Below are 23,303 nucleotides of genomic sequence, written 5' to 3' on the forward strand. Positions count from 1 at the left end.
CTCAGTTGAAGCCGGAGAAGAACGAGCCGATCCGCATCAGGCCGGCGGCCATGGTGGCAACAACGCCGGACTGCCCTGCGGGATAGATGACCATGCTGGCTTCCGACCCGAGGCGCAGATTAGCGGGCATGGGCGTATCCTGGTCGAGGCTGACGCGGACGGGGATTTTGCGGGCGGCGGGGAACCAGCGGGTGTCGGTCGAGGATTGCGCCAGCCCATTGACCGTGGTGCGGCCGCTGTTGATGCCCCAGGCGATGCTATCGACATGGCCGTGGAAAATAGTGCCGGGTGCGGCCTCGAAGCTCAGTTCCACGGGATCGCCGGGCAGCACATTGACCAATTGATTCTCGCGGAAATCGGCGAGCACGGCTTGGGTGGTGGGATCGATGAAGGTCATCACTGCCTGCCCGGCCGTGGCGAACTGGCCGCCAGCCAGGGACAGGTTGGTGATGTAACCATCGGCCGGTGCGAGCACGGTGGTGTTGGCGAGCGCGAACTGAGCCTTTTCCAGTGCAGCCATGGCGGTCCGCACCTGGGGATTGTCTTCGCCGGACGGCCCGGCCTGGGCGGTGAGGCGTGCAATATCGGCCTCTGCCGCGGAAGTCGCGGCCAGCGCGGCACTATAGTCGGCCTCGGCCTGATCGCGCTTGGCATCGGACACCAGGCCCCGGCCGAACAATTGGAGCGCGCGGTCGCGGGCGGGCTGGACCAGGGCGAGCTGGGCATTGGCCTTGTCGCGCTGGGCCGTGGCGGCGACGATTGCCGCAGCATTGGCGGTGACGGTCTGGCGGGCCTGGGCCAATTGCGCCTCGGCCTGGGCAACATCCATTACAAAGGTGGTGTCATCGATGTGGAACAGGGGCTGGCCGGCCTTGACCACGGCATTGTCCGAGACCAGCACTTGCGTCACCGGCCCCGAGACACGCGGGGCGATCTGGGTGACAAAGGCGGTGACCGAGGCGCCACCGGCATAGGGCGCCGCACGATCGGACAGGACATACCAGGCGCCGAAGCCGGACAGGGCAATCAGGATGACGAGACCCGCCAGCGCAGCCGGATTGCGCCGTTTGACGGGCTCGGAGACTGGCTCCGGATCGGCAACAGGGGCCAGGCTGATCGTGGGGCTGGATGAAATGGGAGCCGATTCGAGATCGGGCTGCTGACGCAGCGATGCGGACTTGGTCACTTTTCGTCACCTTGGGAATGAGGTGACGCTGAAATATGGACTGCAGAGTATCTTGTCAATAGAGCTATTCTGATATAGAGCTAACTGAACGAGCGAGACCCTTGAAATGCCGCAGGCGAACGAGATCATTCTGGCGCAATTGCGCGACACCATGCTGGCGGCAGGCCGGTTCGACCGGCGCACGGCCGAGCTGATGGGGATCAACACCACGGACCTCTCGTGCCTCAACTTCGTCGAGACCTCGCCCGAACCGGTGACGGCCAAGATGCTGGCCGACTATGTGGGGATTTCCAGCGGCTCGACGACGGCATTGATCGATCGGCTGGAGCGGCGAGGCCTTTTGGCACGCGAGCGCCACCCGACCGACAGGCGGGGCATCGTGGTCGTGGCAGGACCGGCTGCCGATGATCCGGCAGTGGTGGCGCTGCGCGCGCGGTTCCGCGAGGTGGCAGACCTGACGCTGGCCGACCTCAGCGCAAGCGACAAGGCGGTCATCACGACTTTTCTAGGCCGGCTGATCGGCACGCTGGATGCCGATCTCGAGGCTCCCGTCGGTCTGGAGCGGGCCTGACCCTTGCCTTGCGTGGTGGTTTGGCCTATAGGGCGCCCAGCAATTCGTTTGGCCGGGGGCTGAACGGAGGGTTTTTCGTTTTTCGGAACGTCAAATAGGGCATAGCCCGGCCTCCCGTGTTCCCGCTCTTTGCAAGACTGCTTTGATGCCCTTTCCGGCTTCAAGGAGGCTCCGCGCCAGAGGTTGCTGTGTTTAAAACCACGAAGGAAGGCGCATCAATGGCCCTCTACGAACATATCTACCTGGCTCGCCAGGACGTTTCCCAGCAGCAGGTGGAAGAGCTGACCACTGCCCTGACCGAAATCCTGTCTTCGGGCGGCGGCAAGGTCACCAAGAATGAATATTGGGGCCTCAAGGGTCTCTCCTACCGCATCCGCAAGAACCGCAAGGCGCATTACACCCTGCTCAACATCGAAGCAGCGCCAGCCGCTGTTGCCGAGATGGAACGCCAGATGCGCATTAACGAAGACATCCTGCGCTTCATGACCGTCCGCGTGGACGAGCTTGAAGAAGGCCCGTCGGCGATGATGCAGAAGCGCGATCGTGATGATCGTGATGGCGAACGCGGTGGTCGTCCCGGCGGCGATCGTGACCGTGGTGGCTTCGGCGGCGAACGCCGTCCGCGCCGTTTCTAAGATAAGGACCTAACAGCTATGGCAATCAAAGACCTTACGACCGCCCAGGCCCGCCGTCCGTTCCAGCGTCGCCGCAAGACCTGCCCGTTCTCGGGTGAAGGCGCGCCAAAGATCGACTACAAGGACGTTCGCCTGCTCTCGCGCTACGTTTCCGAGCGCGGCAAGATCGTTCCGAGCCGCATCACTGCCGTTTCGGCCAAGAAGCAGCGCGAACTGGCCCAGGCCATCAAGCGTGCCCGCTTCATCGGCATCATGCCGTATGCCGTCCAGTAAGATCGCTGGGCTGGTTATCTAGCCCGACGACTGCTGATTGGCCTACCCGTGCCAGCATGGGTAGGCCGCGTCTTTGCAGACGCACCGCTGGGGTTCTGGATGGTCCGGAATTCCTAACCGTCCAAGAGACGGGACAGCCAAAGGAATATTGAAATGAAGGTTATTCTCCTCGAGCGTATCGGCCGCACCGGCTCGATCGGCGATGAAGTTTCGGTCAAGGACGGCTTTGCCCGTAACTTCCTGCTGCCGCAGGGCAAGGCGCTCCGCGCCACCGAAGCCAACCGCAAGAAGTTCGAATCCGAGCGCGCTCACATCGAGAAGCGCAACGACGACCGCAAGAACGCGGCTGCCGGCATTGCCGAAGGCCTCAATGGCCGCGAAGTCGTGATCATCCGCCAGGCCGGCGAAACCGGTCAGCTGTATGGTTCGGTCGCCTCGCGCGATATCGTGGAAGCCCTGGCTGCCGATGGTTTCACCATCCAGCGTTCGCAGGTCGACCTCGCAGACCCGATCAAGTCGGTTGGCGTGCACACCATCGCCCTCAACCTGCATGCCGAAGTTGCCGTGTCGATCACCGTCAACGTCGCCCGTTCGACCGACGAAGCCACCCGCCAGTCGGCTGGTGAAGACGTCACCGTCACCGTCTATGAAGACGACGAGAATGGCGATTTCGCTGCCGGCCAGAAGGACGCGCAGCAGGACGACCGTTTCGACGACGAGCTCTAAGGCTCTCGCATAAAACGGCGAAAAGGCCGGGCCCAGTGCCCGGCCTTTTTGTTTGGCATCGAACATCTGTGCGATGCCTTCCATTAGGCGACAGGTCGAAGCTGGCACAGCTTCCGGAGTTGCCTCATGTCCCGATCCCTGTTCGTCCTGTTTGCCCTCCTCGGCGCAGTCCTGCCCGTCACCGCAGCGCATGCCGCGAAATCCAAGGGCGAAGGCCGGACCGTGCTGGAACGGCTGGACATGTCGTCGCCCGAAGCGGCAGCGCAGAGCTTTCTCGATGCCTATGGTGCTTCCGACTATATCAATGCCTACTTCCTGCTCTCGCCCGAGGCCAAGCAGGGCTTTAACGAGCTGGTGGGCAGTTTCAATTTCGGCGCGCTGTTTCCCGGCGCGCCGGCGGCCAGCATGCCCGGCTCGAAAGTCTGGGGTGAAGGGCAGATGGACGATGTGTCCTTCGACCTGCAGCTCAGCACGCCGACCGCCTTCGACGATCTGCTCTATGCGGCTGAGCAGAATGACCTGCTGCCGTTTCAGCTCGGAACGCCCGATATTGGCGCGCCGACAGCCGCCGTGGATGGGGTGCTGACGTTGCCGGTGGGCAATGTCGGTGGCAGCCCATCCGCGCTGACGCTTGAGCTGACTTTGCTTTCCAACGGACAGTGGCGGGTGGACCGGGTGGTGTGGGATGGCTCGGATGCCAGCAAGCGGCCCTGGGCCGTAGTCCCCTAACCTGCTCTTGCCAATAAGCGCGGGGCCGACTCGGCGCCGCCATGCTGCTGCCTTCCTCGGGTGCAACACACGATGGTCACAATCCCCGTTGTCCACAGTGTTCACAGCGTGTCGACGAGTCGTTAACCCTCCGCTTGGTAGGTCGAGACTCTTGCCCGCGTCGCGTGGTTAAGAAAGGTTAACAAACCCTCAGAGCCTTCCACCGTTGCGAGGCAACGGCGTCCGGGCTCTGAATGTTCAGGCACGCTTTCGAAGCGGAAAAGTGGCGGCCACTTTTCCTGAAAGCGCTCAGAGGCACCCATGGCAGAGATCGCACGGCTTCATCCGGCCGAAGACAAGTCATTTCGTTTGGCGCCCCACAATGTGGAGGCCGAGCAGGCCCTGTTGGGCGCTATCCTGATCAACAATGACGCCTTCTATCGGGTCTCGGATTTCCTCGAGCCGTTGCATTTCTACGAGCCGGTGCATCGCGACATTTATGAGCTGACCGGCAAGATCATCCGCGCCGGCAAATCGGCCGATCCGACCACGATCAAGACCCACCTGCCCGACCAGCTGCTGCCTGACATCACCATGGCGCAATATCTGGCGCGGCTGGCGGCGGAAGCCACCACGGTCATCAACGCGGCGGACTATGGCCAGGCGATTTATGACCTGGCGATTCGCCGCAACCTGATCCTCGTCGGCGAGGAAATGGTGCAGGTCGCCTATGAATCCGACGTCGAAATGTCGCCCAACAAGCAGATCGAAAAGGTCGAGGGCGAGCTGTTCCAACTGGCCGAGAAGGGCCGCTATGACGGCGGCTTCCAGAGCTTTTCCAGCGCGCTGAGCGCGTCGATCCAGATGGCAGGCGAAGCCTATCAGCGCGACGGTGGCCTGTCGGGCATTTCCACTGGGCTCGACGACATGGACCGCCAGATGGGCGGGCTGCAGCGCTCGGACTTGATCGTGCTGGCCGGCCGTCCCGCCATGGGCAAGACCTCGCTGGTGACCAATATCGCCTTCAATATCGCCAAGGCGTTTCGCAGCGAAGTGCAGGCCGATGGGCACAACAAAACCACCAATGGCGGCATTGTCGGCTTCTTCAGCCTGGAAATGAGTTCGGAACAGCTGGCCACGCGTATTCTGGCCGAGCAGGCGGAGGTCTCCTCCTCCGACATCCGCCGCGGCCGGATTCACGACAGCCAGTTTTCCAAGCTGGTGGACGTGTCCAACATGATGAGCAAGCTGCCGCTCTACATCGACGATACCGGCGGTATTTCGGTGGCGCAGCTGGCGGCCCGCGCCCGACGGTTGAAGCGACAGAAGGGTCTCGACTGCCTGATCGTCGACTATTTGCAGCTGCTGAGTGGTTCATCCAAGGCCTCGAGCCAGAACCGCGTGCAGGAACTGACCGAAATCACCACGACGCTCAAGGCCCTGGCCAAGGAGCTGGAGGTGCCGGTGATTGCGCTGTCACAGCTGTCGCGTCAGGTGGAATCGCGCGACGACAAGCATCCGCAGCTTTCCGATCTGCGCGAATCGGGTTCTATCGAGCAGGACGCCGACGTGGTGCTGTTCGTTTATCGCGAAGAGTATTACCTCAAGAACAAAGAGCCCAAAGAGGGCACGCCAGAACACATGACCTGGCAAGGGGAAATGGAACAGGTGCACGGCAAGGCTGAAGTGATCATCGCCAAGCAGCGCCACGGCCCGACCGGCACGGTGCAGCTCAGCTTTGAGGCGCAATATACGCGCTTCGGCAATCTGGCACGCGCCGACTACCTCCCCGAGCGCATGGAATAGGCATGGCGCTGACGTCAGGCCTGGGGGGCCAGCTTTCGATCGATCTGGGGGCCTTGGCCCGCAACTGGCGCGCGCTGGACAAGGTCAGCGCCGGCGCGCTGACGGGCGCCGTGGTCAAGGCCGACGCCTATGGCACCGGCATCACCATGGCCAGCAAGGCGCTGCATGCGGCGGGCGCGCGCTTCTTCTTCACGGCCACCGTGGACGAGGGCATGGCGGTGCGCGCGGCGGTGCCCGATGCGCATATCTTCATCCTCAACGGGCTCTATCCCGGCGCGGCCAATCTTTATGTGCGGCAGAACCTGATGCCGGTACTGTCGTCGATGGCCATGCTCGAGGAATGGCTGGCCAAATGCCTCGAGCGCAACGAGGCCTATCCCTCGGCCTTCCATTTCGATACCGGGATGAACCGGCTCGGCTTCCGCCTCAATGAGGCGAGCATTGTCCGCGACCGAGTGCAGTCGCTGGGCTATGCGCCGCAGATGATCATGAGCCACCTGGCCTGTGCCGATCAGCCCAACCACGAAAAGAACCGCACCCAGCTGGCGCTGTTCGGCTCGGTGATGACGCAGTTTCCCGGCGTGCCGGCCTCGCTGGCCAATTCGGCGGGCCTGATGACCGGTCGTGACTATCACTTCCAGATGGTGCGGCCGGGCATTGCGCTTTACGGCGGGCGGGCGGTCAATGGTCGCAAGAACCCGATGGCGCCGGTGGTTACGCTGCATGTGCCAATCCTGCAGATCAAGGAAGCGCGCACTGGAGAATCGGTTGGCTATGGCGCCAGCCACGCGCTGTCGCGCGACAGCCGCCTCGCCGTGCTCGGCCACGGCTATGCCGACGGCTTCCTGCGTTCGCTCTCGGCCAGTAATACGCGACCGGGCGGCAAGGTGGTGATCCGCGGCAAGGTCTGCCCGGTGATCGGGAAAGTCTCGATGGACCAGGTCACGGTGGATATCACCGAACTCGGCCATGACATTCCCAATCCCGGCGAGGGCGCCGAAGTGCTCGGCAATGTGCTGGATGTCGATGATCAGGGCGATGCGGCTGGCACGATCGGCTATGAAATCCTGACCTCGCTCAAGGGCCGATACAACCGCAACTATATTGGCGACGGGAACCTGCCGCCGGGCTGATGTTCGCTTTTTGTTCTTGCGAAGCCATGGCCATCCCGGCTAGATAGGCATCCGTCCAACCGCGAGTATCCCCTTGGCCAAGTCCCGTTCGTCCTTCGTCTGCCAGGCCTGTGGGGCGGTGACCACCAAGTGGCAGGGGCGATGCGATGCCTGTGGCGACTGGAACACCATTGTCGAGGAGCTGACCGATAGCGGCGTCGGCGCCGGACCCAAGGCGGCCAAATCGGGCGGGCGGCCAACCAATCTGGTGCCACTGTCCGGCGAAACCGAGAGCGCGGCACGCGTCATTACCGGCATGGCGGAGCTGGACCGGGTGACCGGCGGCGGTTTCGTCAAAGGTTCGGCGCTGCTGGTGGGTGGTGATCCAGGCATTGGCAAGTCGACCTTGCTGCTGCAATCGGCAGCGGCGCTGGCCAATCGCGGCAAGCGGGTAATCTATGTCTCGGGTGAGGAAGCGGTGGCGCAGGTGCGGCTCAGGGCGCAGCGGCTGGGCCTGGGCGAAGCCAATGTGATGCTGGCGGCCGAAACCAATGTCGAGATCATCCTCGCGACGCTGGAAAACGGTCCGCCGCCGGATCTGGTCATCATCGATTCCATCCAGACCCTGTGGACCGATCGCGTCGATTCTGCGCCGGGCACGGTGACCCAGGTCCGCACCTCGGCGCAGGCGCTGACGCGCTTTGCCAAGAAGAGCGGCGCGGCAGTGGTGCTGGTGGGCCATGTGACCAAGGACGGGCAGATTGCCGGCCCCCGCGTGGTGGAGCACATGGTCGATGCCGTGCTGTATTTCGAAGGCGATGCCAGCCACACCTTCCGCATCCTGCGCGGGGTGAAGAATCGCTATGGCGCGACCGATGAGATCGGCGTGTTCGCCATGACCGAACTGGGGCTCGAACAGGTGCTCAATCCCTCGGCCCTGTTCCTCGACCAGCGCGACGATGATGCCACCGGCTCGGCGGTGTTCGCCGGCATGGAGGGCACGCGGCCGCTGCTCATCGAAATCCAGGCGCTGGTGGCACCCTCCCCACTCGGTACGCCGCGACGTGCCGTGGTGGGTTGGGATTCGTCGCGCCTGTCGATGGTTTTGGCGGTGCTCGAAACCCGCTGCGGGGTGCGGATCGGCGCCAATGACATTTATCTCAATGTGGCGGGCGGGCTGAAGATCAACGAACCTGCGGCCGATCTGGCGGTGGCAGCGGCGCTGATCTCCTCGCTGACCTCGTCGCCCTTGCCAAAAAATGCGGTCTATTTCGGCGAAATCTCGCTGGCCGGCGGCATCAGGCCGGTATCGCATGGCTCGCTGCGGCTGCGTGAGGCGCAAAAGCTGGGGTTCAAGGCGGTCTCCACCGGCCGGCTGGGCAGTGCCGACAAGAATTCGGGCTTGGATATTTCCGAATTCACCGATCTCGCCGAAATGGTCGGCAAGATTGCCGCCAAGGGCAAGCCGCGCGAGGCTAATCGCGACGAGTGGTGAGGCTATTTGCTGGCCCGAACCAGCACGGCCATGCCGTCATGTTCCACCGTAGTCAGCTTGGGATCGTCGAGAATGGCGTTTTCCATGTCCACGAACTGGCTGACCTTGAAGTCAGTAGCCGCATCGAGCTTTTGCGTGAAGTCGTCGCGCGCCTGGTTGAACGAGCCATATTGATGGCCGGGATCGGCCAGCGGATCGACATCCTCGCGGCTGAAGGCACCGATGAAGACAAAAGATGTGCCCAAGGCGACCGGGCCGAAAATGCGGCCGTGATTGTTGTCGAGCTCATAGATGCCATTGGAAAAGGCGACGTCGTTGCCGGTGGGCAGTTGGGCGTGCAACCCACCGTCCATCGCGGCCTGATAGCCGGTCGAATGCCCCTGGCGCACGGGATAGCCGGCAGATGTGCTGGCGGCGATCAGCCGAGTGATGGCGTCGGCGGCGCTGGTTGCCGCGTCATCCACGATGATGACATTGATCGGTTCGCGCAGGTTCTTGCCGCGATAGACCTCGCCCAGCCAGTCTGACGGCACCCCTGCACTGGTCAGCATCCACTTGCCCAAAGTCGGCAGGCCCTCGGGCGTCACGACATTGGGCGGTGCGAGCCAGAGGGAGACGACTTCCGTCGCAGCGCTGGTGGGAGCCGGTGCCTGGGCCAAGACCGGCGCAGCGACGACGAAAACCGACGCCAGAGCGACTGCGAGAAGAAGATGATCGTGACGTTGCACAGCAGCCCCCAAGAAACGCTTCGGCATTTGTTCTAGTGCCGAACGAATGAGCGACTATTAAGATTATCCATCAGCGTCACAGTATTGGCGGCACCGGCGCCGCGCGCGTGAATGCAAATCCGAGTTTTCACCCGACAAAGCGGTGCGCCTGCCTTGCCCGATCGGGCGCCTTACCGTTAACAGTTTCTTTGGAGATCGCCTTCCGCGCCGCCGCCAAGCCTTGGCATTGCCTTACAAAGCGGCTAAACCACGCCCGACATGCCGGGGCGGCAACTGGAGCTTAGCGAAGACATATGCTGACAGCGTTTGACGTTGGTGTGGGTGTACTGGTGCTGATTTCAGCAATCCTGGCCACTGCCCGTGGCCTTACCCGCGAAGTGCTTTCGCTAGCGACCTGGGCCGGTTCGGCCGCCATCGCCATCTACATGTGGCAGTATCATCCCGAGATCGCCCGGCAGTATATTGCCGAGGCCATCGTTGCCGATATCGCCACCGTGGTGGTGACCTTCATTGTCGCGCTGATCGTTCTGCATCTGCTCACGATGCGCATTGCCGATTTCGTCGTCGACAGCCGCGTCGGCCCGATCGACCGGACGCTGGGCTTTGTCTTTGGCGTGCTGCGCGGCGTGCTGATTGCCATCGTCATCACCATTTTCGGCACCTGGCTGCTCCCCAACAACCTGCCAAGCTGGGCTGCGCAGTCGCAGTCGCTTCCCTATCTGCGCAATATGGGCACGACGCTGATTTCCATGCTGCCGGAGGGCCTTGAAGCCCAAGTGACCGACATGCTCAAGGGCGGCACCGGCCTGACCGACGATCCGGAAGCGCCGGCCGTTCCGGTCGATGAAGGCACCGATGCCACCGAGAATGGCACACTGGCACCTGCTGCGCCGACTACCACCGTGACGCCGCCTGCCGTCGTCGCACCGCAGGCCTGATCATTTTCCGGTGAGCGCATAGCGCTCGCCACAACCCTGACCGCCTTATGCGGCATTGGTCGGGGCACCCAAAATGGGCTATGGCGTGGGCCGATCCCGCATCTGGCCCTGTCGCCATTGGCGGCACGTGATTGTCAGGCGCGTTTCTAACGCCCTGGCCTGCGGTTGAGAGCAGCATTGGCATGGAGAGCCCCGTGAACCATCCCGGCGATGACGATTTCAGTCTTGATGGAGACACGCTGCACGAAGAGTGCGGCGTGTTTGGCATTTTGGGGCATAGCGATGCCTCGACGCTGACGGCGCTGGGCCTGCATGCGCTGCAGCATCGCGGCCAGGAAGCGGCGGGTATCGTCAGCTTCGACGGGCGCCAGTTCTACACCGAAAAGCGCATGGGCTTGGTTGGCGACCATTATACCGACCCAGCCCTCTTGGCCAAACTCCCCGGCTCGATCGCCATCGGCCACACCCGCTATTCGACCACCGGCGAAGTGGCGCTACGCAATGTGCAGCCGCTGTTTGCCGAGCTGGAAGCCGGCGGCATTGCCATCGCGCACAATGGCAATTTCACCAATGGGCTGACGCTACGCCGCCAGATCATCGCCACCGGCGCCATCTGCCAGTCAACCAGCGATACCGAAGTGGTGCTGCATCTGATCGCCCGCTCGCGACATTCGTCCAGCACCGACCGCTTCATCGACGCCATACGCCAGATGGAAGGCGGTTATGCCATGCTGGCCGTGACGCGCACCAAGCTGATCGCGGCGCGCGACCCGATCGGCATCCGCCCGCTTGTGATGGGCGAACTCGATGGCAAGCCGATCTTCTGCTCGGAAACCTGTGCCCTCGACATTATCGGCGCGAAATATATCCGCGACGTGGAAAATGGCGAAGTCATCATCTGCGAATTGCAGCCCGATGGCACGATTTCCATCGAGGCCCGCAAGGCCGCGCGGCCGCAGCCGGAACGGCCCTGCCTGTTCGAATATGTCTATTTCGCCCGCCCCGATTCGATCGTCGCCGGCCGCAGCGTCTATTCTGCCCGCAAGCGCGCCGGGATCATGCTGGCCAAGGAAGCGCCGGTCGAGGCCGACGTCGTGGTGCCAGTGCCCGATGGCGGCACGCCGGCGGCCATTGGCTATGCGCAGGCCAGCGGCATTCCCTTCGAACTCGGGATCATCCGCAACCACTATGTGGGCCGCACCTTTATCGAGCCGACCCAGTCGATCCGGGCCTTTGGCGTCAAGCTGAAACATTCGGCCAATCGTGCCGAGATCGCCGGCAAGCGCGTGGTGCTGATCGATGATTCCATCGTACGCGGCACCACCTCGCTCAAGATCGTGCAGATGATGCGTGAGGCCGGCGCTACCGAAGTGCATATTCGCGTCGCCAGCCCGATGATCTATTATTCGGATTATTACGGCATCGACACGCCGGACCCGGAAAAGCTTTTGGCCAACCAACATGAGACGCTGCAGTCGATGTGCGACTATATCGGCGCGGATTCGCTGGAATTTTTGTCGATCGACGGGCTCTATGAGGCGGTCGGCGGCGAGAAGCGCAATCCGGATGCGCCGCAGTTTACCGACCACTATTTCACCGGCGACTATCCGACACAGTTGACCGATCTCGACGGCCGTACCAAGAACGAGCCGAAGAAAATTTCCCTGCTTAAAGAGGCCGGTTAATGGCTGAGAATCAAGACCTTGCCGGCAAGGTCGTCCTCGTCACTGGCGCATCGCGCGGTATCGGCTATGCGGCATCGCTGGAAGCTGCGCGCCGTGGCGCGCATGTGGTGGCTGTGGCCCGCACCGTAGGCGGGCTCGAAGAGCTCGATGACGAGATTCAGGACCTTGGTTCGTCGGCAACGCTGGTGCCGCTCGACCTGCGCGATGGCGATGCCATCGACCGGCTCGGCGCGGCGATCTTTGAGCGCTGGGGCGCGCTCGATGGGCTCGTCGCCAATGCCGGTCAGTTGGGCGTGCTGAGCCCCTTGCCGCATGTGAAGCCGGAAGATTTCGAAAAGGTCATGACCATCAACGTCACGGCCAATTATCGTTTGCTGCGGGCCACCGACCTGCTGCTGCGCCAGTCGACGGCCGGCCGCGCGGTGTTTGTGTCCTCCGCCTCAGCCCGCTCGGCCAAGCCATTCTGGGGCCTCTACGCCGCCAGCAAGGCCGCCGTCGACGCCATGGCCAAGGCCTATGCCAGCGAAATCGGCCAGACCAAGGTCAAGGTCAATGTGTTCTATCCCGGCGCCGTGCGCACCGCGATGCGCGCCAAGGCCATGCCGGGCGAAAACCCGGACACGCTGCCAAAGCCGGCCGATATCGCGCCAAAGCTGATCGACATGCTGAGCCCCACGCTCAAGGAGAGCGGCCGGCTGTTCGACATGGCGACCGGTCAGTTCGAAGACCTCTGATGTTGGTGCTGCGCCCCTATCGGGAGAGCGATCTCGAGGCGCTGTATGAAATCTGCCTTCTCACAGGCGATTCCGGGCAGGATGCGTCAGGCCTGCACAATGACCGCAAGACGGTGGGTTCGATTTACGCTGCGCCCTATGGGGCGCTGGAGCCCGAGCATGTGTTCGTGGCCGACGATGAGCTTGGCGTGGCCGGCTATGTGGTCGGCACGCATGATACCAGGGCGTTCGAAGCGCAGCTGGAGCGGGACTGGTGGCCGGCGCTGCGTCAGCATTATGCCAGCGTGGCGCCAGAGAGCCTGACGGCGGCAGACCGCATGCGGGTGGCGACCATCAACCAGCCTGATTCAAATCCGGACGATATCGTCGCGGCCTATCCGGCTCATATCCACATGAACCTGCTGCCGCGGCTGCGCGGGCAGCGGGTCGGGTCGGGGCTGCTGACGCTGTGGGTGGAACAGGCGAAGGCAGCAGGAGTCAGCGGCATTCATCTGGGCGCCAATGCCAATAATAGCGGCGGTGTGGCGTTCTGGAGCAAGAGCGGGTTTGTGCCCTTGGCGACGATTGGCCGGACGGTCTGGATGGGGATGGGGCTTTAGCGGCCGCGCTGACAATCCTGATGGAGTTCCGCGCTCTTCACACACTCGATGTCATCCCGGCCTTGAGCCGGGATCCATCTCGATATCGTTGGGCTGCCGCAAGGTGGTTCGAGCGATCGACCTTGCGGCTGTGCTGTCATCTCAGGATGGGCCCGGTTCAAGGCTGGGGTGACACCGTGGGTGTGGAATAAGGGTGCCAAATCCGAAGTAGCACCTCTCCCCAACGGAAGAGGTGAGATCCCTTACCCCAGTTTCGTCATCAACACCTTGTCGATGCGGCGCCCATCGAGGTCCATGACTTCGATCTTCCAGCCGTCATGCTCGAAGGTCTCGCCGACCTTGGGCAGGTGGTTGAGGATGGACAGGACATAGCCGGCGACGGTCTCGAACTTGGCGTCGCGCGGGATGGCGATCTTGAGCTTGTCGCCGAATTCGTCGACGGGCATCCAGCCGGCAACCAGATACGAACCGTCCTCGCGCTTGACCAGGGCCGGGTCGTCGCCGGTTTCTTCCTGAAACACGCCGGTGATGACTTCGAGGATGTCGCCCGAGGTGACGATGCCTTCGAAGTGGCCGTATTCGTCGACGACGAGGGCCATATGCACTGTCGAGTTGCGGATGGCGCGAACCACGTCGAGCGCGTCGGCATGCTCCATGACAACCGGCACCGGCTGGACGAATTTACGGACGTCAAGCGGCTGGCCATTGGCGAAGACCGAGATGATGTCCTTGATCGCCACCACGCCGATGATCGAATCGGCGTCGCCGTCCTGCACCAGCAGGCGCGAGCGGTGGGTGCTGAGGATGGTGCGGCGAATCTCGTCGCCATCGTCACTCAGATCAACGACGTCGACGTCGAGACGCGGCGTCATCAGGCCACGTGCCGAACGGTCGGCCAGGCGCATGACGCCCGAGATCATCGAATGCTCGTCGCTTTCGATGACGCCGGCCGTGGTGGCCTCGGCGATGATGGTCTTCACCTCTTCTTCGGTGACGGTTTCCTCGGATTCGCCATGCTGGCCGAGCAGGCGCAGCACCAGCTTGCCCGAGACGTCGAGCAGCCAGACGACGGGCGAACCGACCGTGGCGATGACCTTCATCGCCGGGGCGACGCGGGCAGCAACGCCTTCGGCATCGCGCAGGGCGATCTGCTTGGGCACCAGTTCGCCGAGGATCAGCGAGATATAGGTGATCAGGACGACGACCACGCCGACGCCGACCACGTCGGCAATATTGTCGGGCACGCCGACCGATTCGAGCCAGTCGGTAAGGCGCAGGCCGAGCGTCGCGCCCGAGAAGGCGCCAGACAGAATGCCGACGAGGGTAATACCAATCTGGACTGAGGAGAGGAATTTGCCCGGGTCTTCGGCAAGCTTGATGGCCGTTGCTGCCCCTTTATTGCCCTGGTCCGCCATGGTGCGGAGACGCGCCGGACGCGCGGAGACGACTGCCAGTTCCGACATTGCCAACAGGCCGTTGACGATGGTCAGGACGACGACGATCAAAATTTCTACGTACAAGGTTTTTTCATGGGAATGCGGCCCCGCAATCAGCATCGGGTCGCTTAAGCCGGTACAATATAAGGGCAAACCAATTGGTTGCGCCATGGGTCATGAGAATATGTCGCAAGCCTGCCCGCTGAAATGTTATTTGAGTCAGCGCAGACACTTGGCGTCATGAGCCGCAGTTCAACGGAAGGTCGAAGATGTCCCTGGTCGAGAAGCTGCTGATCCTGATTGTTGCCGCCCAGGTGCTGCTGACGCTGATGATCCTGGTCTGGATGGGCATGGAGCGGGTGCCTCGCGTGGCGCGGGGCGAGATTGCGGTCGCTGATATTGCGGTGACACGCGATGCCTATCCGCTGCGGGCGCGGCTGCTGTCGAATAATTTCGACAACCAGTTCCAGCTGCCGGTACTGTTCTACATGGCGGCGCTGCTGTCGTTGTGGATGGGCAGCACAGGCTGGGTGGAAGTGGTGCTGGCCGGGCTGTTCGTGGGGCTGCGCTATGTGCATGCCGGGGTGCATGTCACCACCAATCACGTGTTCCGCCGCTTCAGCGTGTATTTCGCGGGCCTTGTGGTGCTGGGCCTTCTGTGGCTATGGCTCGTGCTTCGAATTCTTCTAGCTCCGAGTATCTGATGCGCCTGCCTGGTCGTCTCTCCGCCGCCATCGATGTTCTCACGGATGTGGAAACGCGCAAGCGCCCGGTTTCCGAAGCGCTGAAGGCGTGGGGGCTCAACAACCGCTTTGCCGGGGCTGGCGATCGGGCCGCCATTGGCAACCTGGTCTATGACGCGCTGCGCCGCCGTGCTTCGCATGCCGCAATCATGGGCGATGATAGTCCGCGGGCGCTGGTGCTGGCCGTGGCGGTGCGTGACTGGGGGCAGGATGCGGCCGCGCTGAGCGAGAGCTTTGCCGCCGATAGCCATGCGCCCGAGGCCTTGAGCGAGGACGAGCTGGCGCGGGTGGTCGGCGAATTGCCCGATGACACCGCCGACTGGGTGCTGGCGGATGTGCCGGAATGGCTGGCTGGCTCGCTGGAGCGCGGCTTTGGCGACAACTGGATTGCCGAGGGCCAGGACATGGCCGGGCGACCGTCGCTCGACCTGCGCACCAATACGCTCAAATCCGACCGCGCCCGGGTGATGAAGTCACTGGCTCGCTTCAACCCGGCCGAGACGGGGATTTCGCCGGTCGGCGTCACCATGCCGGCCGGTCCGGGAGATGCGCGGACGCCCAATGTCACCACCGATGAGGGTTATCTCAAGGGTTGGTTCGAGGTGCAGGACCAGGGCAGCCAGATCGTGGCAGCTTTGGCTGGCGCCAAGCCGGGCGAGCAGGTGCTCGACCTCTGTGCCGGCGCTGGTGGCAAGACCTTGGCACTGGCCTCGGCCATGATGAACAAGGGGCAGATCTTTGCCTATGACAGCGACCGCAATCGCCTGGCGCCGATCTATGACCGGCTGAAGCGCAATGGCGCGCGCAATGTGCAGGTGCGGGCGCCGCTCGATGGCGCGCTGGATGACCTCGCCGGCAAGATGGATCGCGTGGTGATCGATGCGCCCTGCACCGGCACCGGCACCTGGCGGCGGCGTCCCGATACCAAGTGGAAGCTGACGCCGGAGCTCTTGGCGCAGCGCGTCGGCGAACAGGCGGCGATCCTTGCCGAGGGTCAGCGCTATCTCAAGCCCGGCGGCACGCTGGTCTATATCACCTGCTCGATTCTTCCCGAGGAGAATGACAACCAGGTGGCGGCTTTCATCGCGGCCCACCCGGGCTTTTCACCGACCCCGGCCGCCGAGCTGTGGCAGGCCGCGTTCGGCGCCGACCTGCCGCTGGGCGTCGAGACGGCCAAGGGCGGCATTGCGCTGACGCCGCGGCTGACCGGCACCGATGGCTTTTATTTCAACGCCCTGCGGCTCGCGCCCTAGCCTCAAGTGAACCATGGCGGCTCGTGCTGCGTTCAAGGGGCAGATCCCTTGCTGCACGAGCTGCTCCCATGACCATTCCCTCGCTTGCCGACTATAAGACGCCCCGCCCTTGGCTGACACTGGGCATATTTCTCGTTGTGGTGATCGGCGTCGGCGCGCTGATCGGCACGCAGTCGCTACCCGGCGCCTGGTATGAGGGCCTCACCAAGCCGCCCTTCAATCCGCCGAACTGGATCTTCGGGCCGGTGTGGTTTACGCTTTACGCAATGATCGCCGTCGCCGGCTGGCGCATCTGGATGATCGATCCAAACAGCACTGCCATGAAGGTCTGGTTCGCCCAGATGGCGCTCAACTGGGCCTGGTCGCCAATCTGGTTCATCGGGCAGATGCTGTGGCCCGCCTTCGCCGTGATCATTGCCATCCTGGCCCTGATCGTCGCCTTCATTCTAACCGCGCGGAAGCTCGACGCTGCGGCGGCCTGGCTCTTCGTGCCCTATGCCGCCTGGGTTGGCTTCGCGACGCTGTTGAACCTCTCGATTGCGCTGCTGAACTAGGCCGGCGCGACCACGGCCTGCGAGCGGTTTTCCAGCCCGCGGGCCCAACGCACCATAGGGCGTTCGAGCAGGTAGAAGCTAACCGTGGCAACCGCAATGCTGATGGCGATCGCAATGGCGCTGGACCACAGCCAGATGCTCCAGCCGTCTTCGCCGCCGGTCTGGAAGCTCGGCGGCACTAGACGCGCCATCAGTCCGATGACCAGGAAATGCCAGATATAGATGCCGAAGGAGATTTCGGCGATGAAGCGCGACAACCGGTTGTCGAGCAGGCGGCCAGCCAGCCGCGAAGATGGCAGCGCGACCAGCGCCACGCAGATGGCTAGCGGCATGCTGGGGAAACCATAGGGAATATCGAGCAGGCCAAAGCCCTCGTTGAGCCCGCCGATATGGTCGACCATAATCCAGCCCGCGGCAAAAACCGCAGCAAGTCCAATGACGTCACAGAGCCAGTGACGAATGTGATTCAACTTGACCTGCACGCCCGCCGCCAGCGCGCCGAGGGCGAAAATGGCAAAGAATCCAATCGGGTTGAAGCGCGGCATCCAGGCCTTGGCGCCACCGGTGAGACCGAAATTCCAGCCGCGTTCGACGTCATCGATCGGCGCCCATTGCGTCACCATCCAATGCAGCACGAGGACCAAAGCGATGACGCCGACCCAGGCGAGGCGCGCGGTCCAGCCGCGCAGGCGCAGGGCAAACAGCACGGCGAGGAAGAAGGGCAGCAGCAGGTAGGAGGTGACCTCGAAGCCGATCGACCAGAGCGGGCCATTGTTATCGACCGGGAACAGCGTCAGCCAGTGCCAGTCGCTGACCAGGAAAAACCCGGCGACGAAGCGGATGACATGCTCACCATCGAGCGGTGAGCCGCTGACGGTGACGCTCAGAATGAAGCTGATGATCAGCGCCAGCCAGAAGCCGGGCAGAATGCGGGCAGCCCGGCGCAGGGTGAAAATGGCCAGCGAGGGCATGGGATCGCCCTTGTCGAGCGCCAGCCAGAAGGGCCGTGCGAGCAGGAAGCCGCTCAGCACGAAGAAGACCGAGACACCAAAGCTTCCCATGACGAAAAAACTGACCACGGGGCTGGCCCAATCGGGGACATTGCCGGCATCCATTCGGAACGCCAGGTGGTGCAGCAGCACCATGAGGCAGGCGGCGGCGCGCAGGAAATCTGCGCCGAGCAGTCGCTGTTGAGTCAATTCTCTATCCCGCAAGGTTTGCGGGCCAACGCGTGCCGCAGCCAGTGGTTGCGGTCAAGGTCTCTCGGACATGCAAGCCATGTCTGCACGCGCGCGACTTGCGGAATCCGCGCCACAGCGATATGGCGACGCCATGCAAACCCCAGAGACTGCCGCCCCCGACGCCATCCTCATCGTGGACTTCGGTTCGCAGGTCACCCAGCTGATCGCGCGCCGTATTCGCGAGACGGGTGTGTATTGCGAAATCCACCCCTTCAACAAGGCGGAAGAGGCCTTCGCGGCGCTCAGGCCCAAGGGCGTGATCTTCTCGGGCGGACCGGCGTCGGTCACCGATGAAGGCAGCCCGCGCGCGCCACAGTCGATCATCGATTCCGGCCTGCCGATCCTCGCAATCTGCTATGGCCAGCAGACGTTCTGCCTGCAGCTCGGCGGCAAGGTCGAGGGTGGGCATCACCGCGAATTCGGCCGGGCCGATGTGGAAGTGCTGCAACCCAGCGCGCTCTATGACGGCATCTGGAACGTCGGCGGCCAATATCCGGTGTGGATGAGCCATGGCGACCGCGTCACCGAATTGCCCGAAGGCTTTACGGTGATGGCGACCTCGCCGAATGCGCCCTTCGCCATTGCCGGCGACGAGAGCAAGAAGCGCTACACCACCATGTTCCACCCCGAAGTGGTGCATACGCCCGATGGCGGAAAGCTGCTGGCCAATTTCGTGCACAAGATCGTTGGGCTCGCCCCCGACTGGAACATGTCGGCCTATCGCCAGAAGATGATCGACAAGATCCGCGCCCAGGTCGGCAGCGAGAAGGTGATCTGCGGCCTGTCCGGTGGCGTCGATTCCTCGGTTGCCGCCGTGCTGATTCACGAAGCCATCGGCGACCAGCTCACCTGCATCTATGTCGACCATGGCTTGATGCGGCTCAACGAGAGCGAGCAGGTCGTCACCATGTTCCGCGACCAGTATAATATCCCGCTGGTGCATGTGGATGCGTCCAAGGTGTTCCTGCGCGAGCTGGATGGCCAGAGCGATCCGGAAACCAAGCGCAAGATCATCGGCCGGCTGTTCATCGAGACTTTCGAGGAAGAAGCCAAAAAGCTGGGTGGCGCCAAGTTCCTGGCGCAAGGCACGCTGTATCCCGACGTCATCGAAAGCGTCAGCTTCTCGGGCGGCCCCTCGGTGGTCATCAAGAGCCACCACAATGTGGGCGGCCTTCCTGAGCGCATGAATATGCAGCTGGTGGAGCCGCTGCGTGAGCTGTTCAAGGATGAAGTGCGGGCGCTGGGCCGCGAGCTCGGCCTGCCCGAGAGCTTTATCGGCCGCCACCCCTTCCCCGGCCCGGGCCTGGCCATCCGCTGCCCGGGCGGCATTACGCCGGAAAAGCTGGATATACTGCGCCAGGCCGATGCGATCTATCTCGATGAGATCCGCAAGTCGGGGCAGTATGACAAGATCTGGCAGGCTTTTGCCGTGCTGCTACCGGTGCAGACCGTCGGCGTGATGGGCGACGGCCGCACCTATGAATTCGTCTGCGCCCTGCGCGCCGTGACCTCGGTCGACGGCATGACGGCCGACTTCTACCAGTTCGACATGAACTTCCTCGGCAAGACCGCCACGCGCATCATCAATGAGGTGCGCGGCATCAATCGCGTCGTCTATGACGTGACCAGCAAGCCGCCCGGCACGATCGAGTGGGAATGAGATGACAGGGCAAGGCCAAGGCCTTGCCCTTTTTGTTTGTCCCTAGCAGTGGTCCCTGTCCGTCCGCAGTCGTCTGTGCAACTTGGCATGCCGCAGCAGCCGCTTGCGGCTCCACCATGAAATGATCACCACGCCGAGATCGAGCATCGGCAGTTCGCCGAAGCGCTCGGCACGGCGCATATGCGAGCGTGGCTTCACCTTGAGCGTGCCACAAGGCAGCTTCACATAGATCCAGGCCATGCTGTCAGCGCAGTTCGCGGTCCGAAGCATCGTGGGGCGCCAGTGAATTCTCAGGAGAATTCACGCCGTGACGCGTGGCCGCCGCCTGCTCGGCTGCCAGCAGATGCGCCCAGTAGGAATGCAGCTTGTTGCGCAGCAGGCGCAGCGAAATGCCGAGCATCTGTGCGGCCCGCGTGCGATTGCCGCGGCAGTGGCGGAGGGTCGAGAGGATCAGCCCGCGTTCCACGTCATGCAGCGAATGGCCGACCACGGCCTCGACCTGGGCCAGCCCGCTCTGTGGGGTGAAATCGAGCCGTGCCAGATGCGCCACGACGAAATCGACCAGTTGGTCGACGTCGGAAATGGTGATCGTATAGGCGAGATGCAGGTCATCAACGCGCTGGAAGACGAAGGCGCCGCGCGGTCCGTCTGCGCGGATCAACCCGCTGTCGCCGAGCCGGATCGCCGGCTGCTCGCTGTCGTCAAAGCTCATCGCCGGACCCTTGTCGGGGAAGGCCGGGTCGGAAAACAGCACCCAGAGTTCGGCAAAGAGGCCCCGCAATCGCTCACGTTGCAGCGAAACATAGGCTACCGGCGTTTCGGCGCGCCGGCCGAACACGGCGTTGCGTTGTGCCATCACATGCGCCGGCGCTTCGCCCTGGCGGCCGAACAGCTGGTGCTGCCGCGTGCCGCTCCTTGCCGCGCTGCTCTGATCGCGTATATCGCCTGGACGGCCGTCCACCGTGCCGTACTCGTTACTCAGACTCATTTTCGCTCCCGAAGGGTGACTTCGGCTGGTCGAAAGCATCGCGCTCCCAAGCACAAATCGACCATTTCACCCTCACATCGGCGAGCATAGGAAGCGCCGGGGCGACAAAGACAGCCCCCGACCCTGACTAAAAATGGGGGCAGTTTTACTCGTAAAACAGCGCGCCAACGCTACGTATCCCAATGGGGCTAGTACTTAGTTGTTGCCCGCACCCAAAAATCCTCTTCGAACAATTCACAAGACCAGAGCAAATAACCGCCTTTTACGTAAAAGGCCGTCAAACTTCACCCAATAAAAGTCACTTGTCATACTGCATGTATCTCCCTCTGTGTTCGGATTTTCGACTTCACAACTTCAAGTATCCGAGCGGCGATGATTAATCAGAACTTACTTTTGACCAGGGATTCCATAATCTCCAGCCCATTGGCGCTGCCTTTGATGCAGCGACAATCATCTGTATCGCTACAGGCGTTCCACACCCATCCGCGTTTGAGTTCGATCTTTGCCACCCAGCAGCGCTTTCTGCTTGCCCATGCCGCTCTAGCGCTGATGTTCCGGCAGGGCGGCCCCGAGACGCCATGGATGACCAGTGCGCGATTTCTGCGCGAAGTGGCGATCCATGAGATCGCCAGCCGCAATACCGCCGACTCCTTCATCAAGGAGATGCTGCATTACGGCTATGTGGTCGCGACCCGCGATCCGAATGACCGGCGTGCCAAGCGGTTGTCCGTCACGCCCGAAACGCTGCGCGTGCTCGACGCCTGGGCCAAGGTGCAGCTGGCGACGCTCGACCGGCTCGATCATGGACACCGGCTGCGCCACTATATGAGCAAGGACCATGCCTTCGAACGGCTGGAGCTCGAACTCGGCCAGGGCGTGCTCACCAATGCGCAACTGCGGCGGCCGCAGCGCACGTTTTCGCTGTTTACCTGGCTCAACAATGGCGGGGTGATCATGGATTGGCTGATCAGCAACCTGCAGGAGCGCTATGCCGACGGCACGCGCTACACCACCTCGATCCGCTCGCTGGGCGAGCTGGCTGGCTGGGTCAAGCTGTCGCGCACCCATCTCGGCCGCAAGCTGCGCGAGGCGGAAACCCTGGGCAGCATGGGCTGGAGCGGCGAGCGCGGCGCGTCCTATATCTGGGTCTCGGCCGAGTTTGTGCGAGAAATGATCGACGCGCAGGCCACCAAGCTGTCGGTGATCGACGCGGCGTGCCAGCGTTCCGGCATGCGCTAGCCCGTTTCCCGGCAAACCTTGCATTAGATGGGTTTCCCCGGTGCATTTGCTTTCCCGGGGAGCCATGCTAAACGTGCGCCCGAATTGAAGTTGGTGACCTTAGGCAGGCCATGTCCGAAGACAATATTTTCCGCGAAGTCGACGAGGAGCTGCGCAGCGATCGCATGCGCGCGCTATGGCGCCGCTTTGCGCCGTTCGTGATCGGCGCTGCCGTGGCCGTGGTGGCGATCGTCGCCATCAACGAAGGCTGGACCTGGTACCATTCCAACAATGCCGCATCGTCGTCCGACGAGCTTTATGCCGCCTTCGAGCAGATCGACGGTGGGGATCTCGCTGCGGCGCAGACCCAGCTCGATGCGCTGATTGCCGATGGTTCGGGCAGCTATCCGATCCTGGCGCAGTTCCGCAAGGCTGGCGTTTTGGCCAAGGAAGGCAAGACCGCCGAGGCTGTCGCTGCCTATGACGCACTCGGCAATAGCTTGTCCGACACCCGCCTGCGTGAGCTGGCGCTGGTGCTTGGCGGTACGCTGATGGTCGATACCGGCACGCTGGCCGATGTGGAATCGCGCGTCGGCTCGATTGCCGCCGAAGGCAGCCCGCTGCGCAATGCCGCCCGCGAATCCCTGGGCCTTGCCCAGTACAAGGCCGGCGACTTTGCCGCTGCCAAGACGAGCTTTGAGGCCGTGATCAACGACCCGCTGACCCAGAGCACCGTGCGCAATCGCATGGGCTATTACCTGGCCCAGCTGCTGTCGGAAGGCGCCATAGCCGCCGAACCCGCTGCCGACGAGGCAGAGGCCGCCGCCAGCGCCATCGACGCCATTGTCAGTGACGAGACCCCGGCTGCCGCGGCCCCTGCTCCAGAAACACCGGCCGCGGATGCTCCCGCTGCCACGCCAGAGGCTGTGCCGGCCGCTCAATAGCGGCCGTCTCGCCTCGGACTTTTATTGACGCGCCTTCGAACCGCAAAAGGGGCACCCCTTTTGCGGAAAA

General features: G+C 62.9%; 23 protein-coding genes and 1 pseudogene. 18 read left to right on the forward strand and 6 right to left on the reverse strand.

Annotated elements, in window-relative coordinates; genetic code table 11:
• Position 1: 1 nt before the first annotated feature.
• Positions 2–1,186 carry an HlyD family secretion protein gene (locus BM045_RS03120; protein ID WP_092179565.1) on the reverse strand — a complete coding sequence of 395 codons (1,185 nt, stop codon included), beginning with the start codon at positions 1,184–1,186 and terminating at the stop codon, positions 2–4.
• A gap of 106 nt (positions 1,187–1,292) precedes the next feature.
• On the opposite strand from BM045_RS03120, the gene BM045_RS03125 reads away from it, so the two are divergent.
• The 8 genes from BM045_RS03125 (at position 1,293) to radA (ending at position 8,512) form a co-directional block, all read left to right on the forward strand.
• Positions 1,293–1,757 (forward strand): MarR family winged helix-turn-helix transcriptional regulator, encoded by a 465-nt coding sequence (locus BM045_RS03125; protein WP_092179567.1) that lies wholly within the window; start codon positions 1,293–1,295, stop codon positions 1,755–1,757.
• Between the two features lie 218 nt (positions 1,758–1,975).
• A complete protein-coding gene (gene rpsF, locus BM045_RS03130) occupies positions 1,976–2,392 on the forward strand; it encodes a 30S ribosomal protein S6 (protein ID WP_092179569.1) in 417 nt (138 codons plus the stop codon).
• A 24-nt stretch (positions 2,393–2,416) separates the two neighbouring features.
• A complete protein-coding gene (rpsR, locus tag BM045_RS03135) occupies positions 2,417–2,665 on the forward strand; it encodes a 30S ribosomal protein S18 (protein ID WP_092180862.1) in 249 nt (82 codons plus the stop codon).
• 153 nt (positions 2,666–2,818) lie between these two features.
• The gene (rplI, locus tag BM045_RS03140; RefSeq protein ID WP_092179571.1) at positions 2,819–3,391 is read left to right on the forward strand and encodes a 50S ribosomal protein L9; all 573 of its coding nucleotides are present in this window, start codon (positions 2,819–2,821) and stop codon (positions 3,389–3,391) included.
• Positions 3,392–3,517: 126 nt separating this feature from the next.
• Positions 3,518–4,120, forward strand: coding sequence for a hypothetical protein (locus BM045_RS03145; protein ID WP_092179572.1), 603 nt, complete (start codon positions 3,518–3,520; stop codon positions 4,118–4,120).
• A gap of 300 nt (positions 4,121–4,420) precedes the next feature.
• Entirely contained in the window at positions 4,421–5,905 is a 1,485-nt protein-coding gene (locus BM045_RS03150) for a replicative DNA helicase (protein ID WP_092179573.1), read from the forward strand.
• A gap of 2 nt (positions 5,906–5,907) precedes the next feature.
• Positions 5,908–7,038, forward strand: coding sequence for an alanine racemase (gene alr / locus BM045_RS03155; RefSeq protein WP_092179574.1), 1,131 nt, complete (start codon positions 5,908–5,910; stop codon positions 7,036–7,038).
• A gap of 73 nt (positions 7,039–7,111) precedes the next feature.
• Positions 7,112–8,512, forward strand: a complete 1,401-nt coding sequence (radA, locus tag BM045_RS03160; RefSeq protein ID WP_092179575.1) for a DNA repair protein RadA — start codon at positions 7,112–7,114, stop codon at positions 8,510–8,512.
• A 2-nt stretch (positions 8,513–8,514) separates the two neighbouring features.
• Here radA and BM045_RS03165 read toward each other — a convergent pair whose 3' ends face one another.
• Positions 8,515–9,240 carry a hypothetical protein gene (locus BM045_RS03165; protein WP_139198684.1) on the reverse strand — a complete coding sequence of 242 codons (726 nt, stop codon included), beginning with the start codon at positions 9,238–9,240 and terminating at the stop codon, positions 8,515–8,517.
• Positions 9,241–9,533: 293 nt separating this feature from the next.
• Between BM045_RS03165 and BM045_RS03170 the strand changes: the two genes are divergently transcribed.
• From BM045_RS03170 to BM045_RS03185, 4 genes are all read left to right on the forward strand, one after another.
• Entirely contained in the window at positions 9,534–10,178 is a 645-nt protein-coding gene (locus tag BM045_RS03170) for a CvpA family protein (protein WP_092179579.1), read from the forward strand.
• Between the two features lie 194 nt (positions 10,179–10,372).
• A complete protein-coding gene (gene purF / locus BM045_RS03175) occupies positions 10,373–11,863 on the forward strand; it encodes an amidophosphoribosyltransferase (RefSeq protein WP_244522859.1) in 1,491 nt (496 codons plus the stop codon).
• Positions 11,863–12,597: an SDR family NAD(P)-dependent oxidoreductase gene (locus BM045_RS03180; RefSeq protein WP_092179583.1), complete on the forward strand. Its 735-nt coding sequence runs from the start codon at positions 11,863–11,865 to the stop codon at positions 12,595–12,597. Before purF ends, BM045_RS03180 begins: the two co-directional genes overlap by 1 nt.
• Positions 12,597–13,196, forward strand: a complete 600-nt coding sequence (locus BM045_RS03185) for a GNAT family N-acetyltransferase (protein ID WP_092179585.1) — start codon at positions 12,597–12,599, stop codon at positions 13,194–13,196. The genes BM045_RS03180 and BM045_RS03185 overlap by 1 nt, the downstream gene beginning before the upstream one ends.
• Before the next feature lie 242 nt (positions 13,197–13,438).
• Here the strand turns inward: BM045_RS03185 and BM045_RS03190 are convergent, their stop codons facing one another.
• Positions 13,439–14,701 carry a hemolysin family protein gene (locus BM045_RS03190; RefSeq protein WP_170848405.1) on the reverse strand — a complete coding sequence of 421 codons (1,263 nt, stop codon included), beginning with the start codon at positions 14,699–14,701 and terminating at the stop codon, positions 13,439–13,441.
• 200 nt (positions 14,702–14,901) lie between these two features.
• Between BM045_RS03190 and BM045_RS03195 the strand changes: the two genes are divergently transcribed.
• From BM045_RS03195 to BM045_RS03205, 3 genes are all read left to right on the forward strand, one after another.
• Complete coding sequence (locus BM045_RS03195; RefSeq protein WP_092179587.1) at positions 14,902–15,336, forward strand: MAPEG family protein; 435 nt, start codon at positions 14,902–14,904, stop codon at positions 15,334–15,336.
• On the forward strand, positions 15,336–16,628 hold the full coding sequence (locus tag BM045_RS03200) for an RsmB/NOP family class I SAM-dependent RNA methyltransferase (protein ID WP_092179589.1): 1,293 nt from the start codon (positions 15,336–15,338) through the stop codon (positions 16,626–16,628). The genes BM045_RS03195 and BM045_RS03200 overlap by 1 nt, the downstream gene beginning before the upstream one ends.
• 68 nt (positions 16,629–16,696) lie before the next feature.
• Positions 16,697–17,182, forward strand: a complete 486-nt coding sequence (locus BM045_RS03205; protein WP_092179591.1) for a TspO/MBR family protein — start codon at positions 16,697–16,699, stop codon at positions 17,180–17,182.
• Here BM045_RS03205 and BM045_RS03210 read toward each other — a convergent pair.
• Positions 17,179–18,381, reverse strand: coding sequence for an acyltransferase family protein (locus BM045_RS03210; protein WP_280139423.1), 1,203 nt, complete (start codon positions 18,379–18,381; stop codon positions 17,179–17,181). The genes BM045_RS03205 and BM045_RS03210 overlap by 4 nt on opposite strands.
• Before the next feature lie 133 nt (positions 18,382–18,514).
• On the opposite strand from BM045_RS03210, the gene guaA reads away from it, so the two are divergent.
• Complete coding sequence (guaA, locus tag BM045_RS03215; RefSeq protein WP_092179595.1) at positions 18,515–20,083, forward strand: glutamine-hydrolyzing GMP synthase; 1,569 nt, start codon at positions 18,515–18,517, stop codon at positions 20,081–20,083.
• A gap of 42 nt (positions 20,084–20,125) precedes the next feature.
• Here guaA and BM045_RS03220 read toward each other — a convergent pair whose 3' ends face one another.
• Together BM045_RS03220 and BM045_RS19135 are read right to left on the reverse strand one after the other, a co-directional pair.
• A complete protein-coding gene (locus tag BM045_RS03220) occupies positions 20,126–20,353 on the reverse strand; it encodes a hypothetical protein (protein ID WP_139198685.1) in 228 nt (75 codons plus the stop codon).
• Positions 20,328–20,576, reverse strand: a pseudogene (locus BM045_RS19135) (helix-turn-helix domain-containing protein); the annotation flags it as partial. The pseudogene BM045_RS19135 and the gene BM045_RS03220, both read right to left, overlap by 26 nt.
• 933 nt (positions 20,577–21,509) lie before the next feature.
• Here BM045_RS19135 and BM045_RS03230 point away from each other — a divergent pair.
• A complete protein-coding gene (locus BM045_RS03230; protein ID WP_244522860.1) occupies positions 21,510–22,310 on the forward strand; it encodes a helix-turn-helix domain-containing protein in 801 nt (266 codons plus the stop codon).
• A 110-nt stretch (positions 22,311–22,420) separates the two neighbouring features.
• Positions 22,421–23,233: a tetratricopeptide repeat protein gene (locus tag BM045_RS03235; protein WP_092179601.1), complete on the forward strand. Its 813-nt coding sequence runs from the start codon at positions 22,421–22,423 to the stop codon at positions 23,231–23,233.
• The last annotated feature ends 70 nt before the right edge of the window (positions 23,234–23,303 follow it).

Source organism: Devosia sp. YR412 (assembly GCF_900110945.1).
GTDB lineage: Bacteria > Pseudomonadota > Alphaproteobacteria > Rhizobiales > Devosiaceae > Devosia.